This is a genomic window from Micromonospora sp. KC213 (assembly GCF_004348325.1).
Classification (GTDB): domain Bacteria; phylum Actinomycetota; class Actinomycetes; order Mycobacteriales; family Micromonosporaceae; genus Micromonospora.
Window position 1 is genome coordinate 1 of sequence record NZ_SMKF01000225.1, and the last position, 7602, is coordinate 7602.

Consider the following 7602-nt stretch of genomic DNA (forward strand, 5'->3'; position numbering starts at 1 on the left):
GGGGCAGGGGGTGGAGGCGGCCAGGCGCAGTTCCTCGCCGGTGGCGTCGGCCAGGACGACCATCGGGCCGCGCCGGTAGGCGTACACCTCGGGGGCGTCCAGCAGGACGGCGGAGTGAGCGGACGAGAGGGCGGCCAGTGGCCGGAGGCCGGCCAGGTCGACCGGCGCGGGACCGGCGGTGACCACGGTGGTGGTCGCCCGGCCACCGGCCGGGCAGGCCACGCTCAACGACTCCCCGGAGGTCGGGGCGGACCGTCCCAGGGCTCGGGCGGCCTCGGTCACCGCGTCCAGCGGCGGACCGCCGGCTCCGAGCGCCGGCGCTTGGTACGGCCGGTCCACCGGGCGGCAGCCGGTGTCCGCCTCGAACTCGATGCGGCCCGCGCCGGCGGTCCGCCCCTCGACCGCGACGAACTCCCCGGCGTCGGCGCGCAGCCGGGGCCCCGCCGAGCCGGCCCGCACCCCGGCCCGCCAGCTCGCCGGCAGCCGGTCCGCGACCCGTTCCAGCAGTGCCCGCTCGCCGCCCTCGGGCACAAAGACCGTCACGCCGCCGATCAGCGTCGCGCCGTCGGCCATCGGGGTCACCCGGCAGCCGGGTTCGTAGCGGGTAGCGGCCAGCGCCCACGCACCGTCGCCGATCGCGGTGACCAGCTCACCGACGGCCCGCTCCACGACCGGCGCGGCCTGACCGATGCTGCGCTGCTCGCGCACGGTCGGTGGATCCGTCCGCACCGACCACCAGGTGAGCGCGCCCAGCAGCACCGCCCAGAGCACGGTGACGGCCAGCAGCCAACGCGGCCACCCCCGCCGGGGGGTCGGCTCGGGAGGACCACTCGGCGGGGCCCACCCCGCCTGGACAGCACCGCTCACCCGGCCATCGTGTCACGGGCCCGCCGCCGGCCCCGGACACGCCCCGGCACCGCGAGGCGGCCACCGACTACACCCCCGGCACCACGAGTCGGTAGCCGACGCCGCGCACCGTCTGCACCTGCGGGCCGTCGGGCAGGACACGCAGCTTGTGGCGCAGCCGCTTCACGGCGGAGTGCAGGATCGCCGCGTCGCCCAACCAGGTGCCGCCCCAGACCGAGGCGAAGATCCGCTCGTAGCTCCACACGCCGCCCGGAGTGCCGGCCAGCTGGGCGAGCAACTCCCGCTCCAACCGGGTCAGCGACAGCGGCTGCCCCCGCCAGGTGACCAGGTGCCCGGCCGGGTCGACGACGAGGTCGCCGCAGCGTGCCGGCGGAGGCGACGGATGTTCTTCCTCCGGCACGGCGGGCCCCGGCGACCCGAAGAGCATCGCGCGCAGTTCGGCGAGGTCCGCGCAGAGCACCACCGGCCCGAGGTCGTCGAGCCGGCGCACCACCCGCTCCCGCACCGACACGTCCGCGCTGACACAGACCACGAATCCCATGCCGACACCGGTCACACGCCCTCCCCAGGCCGCCCCGTCACCCGCCAGCCGAACCACCGCGAGGAACCCGTCACGGCACGTTCAGCATGGCGACAACAGCGTAGCGCCCGGTTACTGACCAGATACTGACCGACGCGATTGATTGATCGCGGTAGTTCCGCAGCAGAGCATCGTTCACAGCGGACGTGGCGGCGACATCCGCCACCACCCAACCGCCGCCCCACCCGCTGCGCTGGCCGCGACCCCGGCCCGCGCGGTTCGGACCCGAACCGATCGGGACCGACGACGTGGGGAGGAAACGTGTACGAACGATCGACCGGACGGCCCGTCCGGTGGAGAGCCGTCGCCGTGCTCGCGGCGGCGTTGCTGGGCATCACCGCCCAACCGGCTGTGCCCGCCGTGGCCGCGCCGCCCCCGCCCCGCGCCACCGTGGACCGCCCGGTCCTCGACGCGCTGGCCACCCGTGACACCACGACCTTCCTGGTCTACCTCAAGGAACAGGCCCCCCTCGCCGAGACCGCCCGGGTACGCGGTGCCGACAGCCGGGCCCGGGAGGTGCACCGGCTGCTGACCACCACGGCCGAACGGACCCAACGCGACCTGCGGTCGACGTTGGAGGCACGGAAGGCGCCCCACACCGCGTACTGGATCGCCAACGCGCTGCGGGTGACCGGGGACCGCGCCCTGCTGGACACCATCGCCGCCCGGCCCGACGTGGCCCGGATCGCGCCCACCCGCAGCTACCCGCTGATCCGACCCGTCGAACGGACTGGCGCACGGGCCGGCACCAAGGCGGCGGAATGGGGGCTGGCCAGCATCAACGCTCCCCAGGTCTGGGACGAGTTCAGCGTCCGGGGCGAAGGTCTGGTGGTGGCGAACATCGACAGCGGCGTGCAGTTCGACCACCCCGCACTGGGCCGGGCGTACCGGGGCAACCTCGGCAACGGCTCCGTCGACCACAACCATCACTGGTACGACCCGGCCCGCGTCTGCCCGACCGCCGCTCCCTGCGACAACGACGGCCACGGCACCCACACCATGGGCACGATGGTCGGCGACGACGGAGCCGGCAACCAGGTCGGCGTGGCCCCCGGTGCCAAGTGGATCGCCGCGAAGGGCTGCGAGAACGACGGCTGCACCGACGCCTCACTGCTCGCCGCCGGCCAGTGGGTCCTCGCCCCGACCGACCTCGCCGGCCGCAACCCCCGCCCCGACCTGCGCCCGGACATCGTCAATAACTCGTGGGGCGGCAGCGGCGGCGACCCCTGGTACCAGCAGACCATCGCCGCCTGGCGGGCCGCCGGCATCTTCCCGACCTTCTCCTCCGGCAACAGCGGCCCGGCCTGCGGCAGCGCCGGCTCACCGGGTGACAACCCCAACGCGTACGGCGTCGGGTCGTACGACGCGAACGGCGCGATCTCCCGGTTCTCCGGCCGCGGTGCCGCCAGCCGCCCGGACGTGAAGCCCAACATCGCCGCGCCCGGCGGCAACGTCCGGTCCAGCGTGCCCGGCGGGTACGCGACGTACAGCGGCACCTCCATGGCCGCACCGCACGTTGCCGGCACCGTCGCGCTGGTCTGGTCCGCCGCACCCGCCCTGCGCGGGGACGTCGCGGCCACCGAGGCGCTGCTCGACGACACCGCGTCCGACGTCGAGGCGCTGGAGTGCGGGGGCACCGTGGACGACAACAACGTCTTCGGCGAGGGCCGGCTCGACGCGTACGCGGCGGTCCGGCAAGCCCCGCGCGGACCGGCGGCCCGGATCTCCGGCACGGTCACCGCGGCGGCCGACGGCACGCCGGTGGCCGGTGCCACGGTCGACGCGGACGGACGCGCCACCACCACCGGCGCGGACGGCCGGTACACGCTGACCGTACCGGCCGGCGAGGTCACCCTCTCCGTGGCCGCGTACGGGTTCGCCGGTCAGACGGTGACCCTCACCGCCCCCGAGGGCGACGCGGTGACCCGGGACTTCGCGCTGGCCGCCACGCCGACGGTCACCGTCACCGGCCGGGTCACCGACGGCTCCGGGCACGGCTGGCCGTTGTACGCGCGGATCGACGTCGCCGGCCGCCCCGGCGGCCCGATCTTCACCGACCCGGTGACCGGCCGGTACGCGTTCACCGTGCCGGGCGACGCCACGTACCGGCTCACCGTCACCGCCCGGTACACGGGCTACCGCGCGGTGACCCGGGAGGTCAGCGCCGGTGCCGTGGCGGTGACGGCGGATGTCGCCGTCCCGGTCGAGGCCGCCTGCGCGGCCGCCGGGTACACCGGCAGCCTCAGCGCGCCGATGCTGACCCAGAGCTTCGACGGCCGGGCCACTCCCGAGGGCTGGTCGGTGCGCAACCGCACCGACAGGGGCGGCTGGGCCTTCGACGACCCGGGCGCGCGGGGCAACCTGACCGGCGGCAGCGGCGGCTTCGCGATCATCGACAGCGACAAGCTGGGCTCCGGCAACACCCAGGACACCGACCTGGTCACCCCGGCGGTCGACCTGTCCGGCTCGACCGCGCCGCTGTTGCGTTTCCGCAGCGACTGGCGGGCGGTCGGGGTGAGCGACACCGCCGACGTGGACGTCTCCACCGACGCCGGCACGACCTGGACCAACGTCTGGCACCAGACGACCAGCCGCCGCGGGCCACGGGTCGAGGAGGTGCCGCTGACCGCGGTTGCCGGGGCGTCGGCCGTACTGGTCCGCTTCCGGTTCAAGGGCACCTTCGCCTGGTGGTGGCAGGTGGACGACGTGGAACTGGTCAACCGGGACTGCCTCCCCACGCCCGGCGGACTGGTGGTCGGTAACACCACCGACCGGAACACCGGCGCGGCGGTCAACGGGGTGACCGTGACCAGCGTCGACCGGCCGGCGGACCGGGGCGTCTCGGTGGCCACCCCGGACGACGCCAACCTGCCGGACGGCTTCTACCACCTCTTCTCCAGCCTGACCGGCCCGCACCCGTTCGCCGCCTCGCGGCCGCCGTACGCGACGACGACCAAGCAGGTGACCGTGGTCGCGGACGAGGTCCGCCGGGCCGACCTGGCGCTGGCCGCCGGCCGGCTGACGGTCAGCACCGGCGAGGTTCAGTCCCACCAGCCGTACGGCAGCACCCGGACCACCCGGGTGACGGTGCGTAACACCGGCACCGCCCCGGCCGAGGTGGAGCTGCTGGAGCGCGGTGGCGGGTTCGAGCTGCTCTCCTCCGCCGGCGCACCGCTGCGCGAGCAGACGGTCAAGGGGATCAGCAAGGCACGCACCGGCATCGCGTACGGCGGTGGGGCCCCCGGCGCCGCCCCCAGCGCGGACGACGCCTGGACCCGGGTCGCCGACCTGCCCGCGGCGATCTACGACAACGCGGCGGCCAACCTGGACGGGAAGGTGTACACCGTCGGCGGGGGCAGCGACACCCGCACCGAGCGCCGGGCCTGGGTGTACGACCCGGCCACCGGCGCCTGGTCGGCCCTGCCCGACCTGCCACGCGCCCGGTCCAAGCCGGCCGCCGTGGCGCTGTCCGGCAAGCTGTACGTGATCGGTGGCTGGGGCGCGGACGGCAATCCCGACCCGACGGTCGACGTCTTCGACCCGCAGGCCGGCACCTGGAGCACCCTGGCCGGCGCGGTGAACCCGGCGCCCGCCGCCGCGGCCGGGGTGGCCGTGGTCGGTGACCGGGTACACCTGGTCGGCGGCTGCGTCGACGCCGAATGCACGGATTCGGCGAAGCTGGTGGTGTTCGACGTCCGCAGCGGCACGTTCCGCACCGGGGCCAACTATCCGCACCCGGTCTCCTGGACGTCCTGCGGTGGCATCGGTACCCAGGTGTACTGCGCCGGGGGCGCCGCCGCCACCGCGTACAACGACGCCTGGCGGTACGACCCAACCACCGACCAGTGGCAACCGTTGCCGAACCTGCCGGTCGACCTGTGGGCGTCCCAGTACGCCTCGGCCGGGGGGATGTTGGTGCTGGCCGGCGGGGTGACCGCCAACTCGACGGCGGTGACCAACCGGACGGTCGGCTACGACCCGGTCGCCGGGGCCTGGCGGGATCTGCCCAACGCCCAGTTCGGACGGTACCGGGGCGCTGCCGCCTGCGGGGCGTACAAGATCGGTGGTTCGCCCAGCTCGTTCGTGGGATCCGTGGAGAGCGAGCGGCTCGGCGGGCTGGAGAACTGCGTGACGGCCAGCGACCTGCCCTGGTTGTCCACCACGCCGGGCAGCTTCACGCTGGCACCGGGGGAGTCCCGGACGGTCACCGTCACGCTGACCGCGACGGCCGAGGCCGGGGTGCTTCAGCCCGGGGCGTACTCGGGCGGGCTGGGGCTGCGGGCGGACATCCCGTACCCGCTGCCGACGGTCGCGGTGACCATGAACGTGTCACCGCCGCCCAGCTGGGGCAAGCTCCAGGGCACGGTCACCGGGCGCACCTGCGGCGGCGCGACGGTGGCCATCCCGGCCACGGTCCGGGTGAACCGGGTGGATGGCGCCACCGGAACGACGCTGACCGCCGACGGCCAGGGCCGCTACGCCTGGTGGCTACCGAAGGGCCGGTACGAGGTGATCGTCGCCAAGGACGGTTGGGTGCCGGAGGTGCAGCGCACGCGGGTCGAGGCGGGCATCGTCGGCACGCTCGACTTCGACCTGGCACCGGCGTCCTCCTGCACCAGGGCGACCGGTATCTGAACGATCGCGCCACCCGGTGGCCGTCGACCCGCGGGTCGACGGCCACCGTCGTGCGTACCGACAGCCGGTGCATGATCGTCCGTGCGGCGGCGGGACGCCCCCGGCCGACCGGCCCGCCACCCCCTGGTGGCTGGTCGCCGCACCGGTCGGCAGGCCGGTCCGCCGGCCGGGACGAGACTGGTTGACCGAACGGTCAGATCCGACTCACGGCTATTGGTGAAGGCTCAAGCAACACGTGGCGTTACCGCCACGCCGTGATGTGAACGGCCTTCATCTCTCTTACCTGCCTGCCGCAACGGGGCCACCACCATTGCCGGTGCGGTCTCCGCCGCCCGAGCCACCGGCGCCCCCGTGTACGTGGTTTCCGACGCCTCCACCGACGGCACCGCCCGGGAGGCCGCGACGGCCGGGGCTGCCGTACTGGAACTGACGCGCAACGTGGGCAAGCCGGCCGCGCTGCACGAGGGGTACGTCCGGTTCGGACTGGGTGGGCTGTTCCGGGCGGTCGTCATCCTCGACGACGACGTCCTGGTCGAGCCCGCCTTCCTCGACCGGGCACTCGAGCAGCTGTCCGAACGGGTGGCGATCGTGGTCGGGCACAACGTCACCTGGTGGCCCCGCGAGCGGCGGTGGAACCCCTGGCTGGCCAAACGCGCCTACAGCTACTGGAACTACCAGGCCGTCGTCCGCCGGTTGCAGAGCCACTTCAATGTGATGAACTGCATCTCCGGCTCGAATTCGCTCTACCGCACGGAACTGCTGGACGTGCTGCTGCCGCAGCAGCCGCCGTACATCGTCGACGACACGTACTGGGTGTTGGAGACGCACCGTCGCGGACTGGGCCGGGTGGTGTACGCCCCCCCCGGGCCGTCGCGCACCTGCAGGACCCGACGAACGGTCGGGACTGGTACAAGCAGAACCTGCGCTGGCTGTGGGCACCTTCCAGGGGGTCATCGGGCACCGTCTCGGCCGCCGCAACACCCGGTTCGACCGCGCGTACCTGCTGCTGATGCTGCACTGGGTGGTGTACGTGGCGGGCGCGCCGGTGACTCTCTGGCTGCTGGCGACCGCCGGCCCGGGGCTCGGTGTCGGCCTGCTGTTCCTGCTCGGCGGCCACGCGCTCTGGGTGGCGCTCGCCGCCTGGCGGCTGCGCTGCCCCCGCCTCCTGCTCTTCCTGCCGGTGATCGTCGTGGCCGACCAGCTGTACCGGGTGATCATGGTGCACGCCGTGGTCAAGGCCATCCGCCAACCCACGGTGGACCGCTGCGTGTGGGACTCCCCCGCACGCTTCGCGGTCTCCGCCGGATCGGATGCGTGAGGAAGGGAGGTGAACATGTCCTCGAGCCAGGAACTTCCGCTGACCGGCGCCTCGACCGCCGCCGTCGGCGCGGTCGGTGCGCTCGCTCTCGGCCTCGGCGCGGTGCTGGTGACCGTGGCGCAGTGGGCGCGAAGCTGCGTCGCCGCAGCAACTGACGGACCAGACAGCCGGGGGTACGGCGCCGTCCCCGCCGTACCCCCGC

At 74.1% G+C, this 7602-nt stretch carries 5 protein-coding genes and 1 pseudogene; 4 read left to right on the plus strand and 2 right to left on the minus strand.

Annotation, left to right across the window (positions count from 1 at the left end; translation table 11 throughout):
• Positions 1-867, minus strand: an 867-nt coding sequence (locus tag E1166_RS27890; RefSeq protein WP_132342878.1) for a hypothetical protein, incomplete at its 3' end; no start/stop codon positions are given.
• 67 nt (positions 868-934) lie between these two features.
• Entirely contained in the window at positions 935-1378 is a 444-nt protein-coding gene (locus E1166_RS27895; protein WP_243706511.1) for a winged helix-turn-helix domain-containing protein, read from the minus strand.
• Between the two features lie 330 nt (positions 1379-1708).
• Between E1166_RS27895 and E1166_RS27900 the strand changes: the two genes are divergently transcribed.
• The 4 genes and pseudogenes from E1166_RS27900 to E1166_RS31645 all read left to right on the plus strand — a co-directional run.
• The gene (locus E1166_RS27900; protein ID WP_132342879.1) at positions 1709-6082 is read left to right on the plus strand and encodes a S8 family serine peptidase; all 4374 of its coding nucleotides are present in this window, start codon (positions 1709-1711) and stop codon (positions 6080-6082) included.
• A 351-nt stretch (positions 6083-6433) separates the two neighbouring features.
• Positions 6434-6883, plus strand: a pseudogene (locus E1166_RS32370) (glycosyltransferase); the annotation flags it as partial.
• A 130-nt stretch (positions 6884-7013) separates the two neighbouring features.
• Entirely contained in the window at positions 7014-7400 is a 387-nt protein-coding gene (locus tag E1166_RS32375; protein WP_243710558.1) for a hypothetical protein, read from the plus strand.
• A gap of 15 nt (positions 7401-7415) precedes the next feature.
• Positions 7416-7602 (plus strand): hypothetical protein (locus tag E1166_RS31645; protein WP_207914585.1); only part of this gene is annotated, 187 nt, incomplete at its 3' end.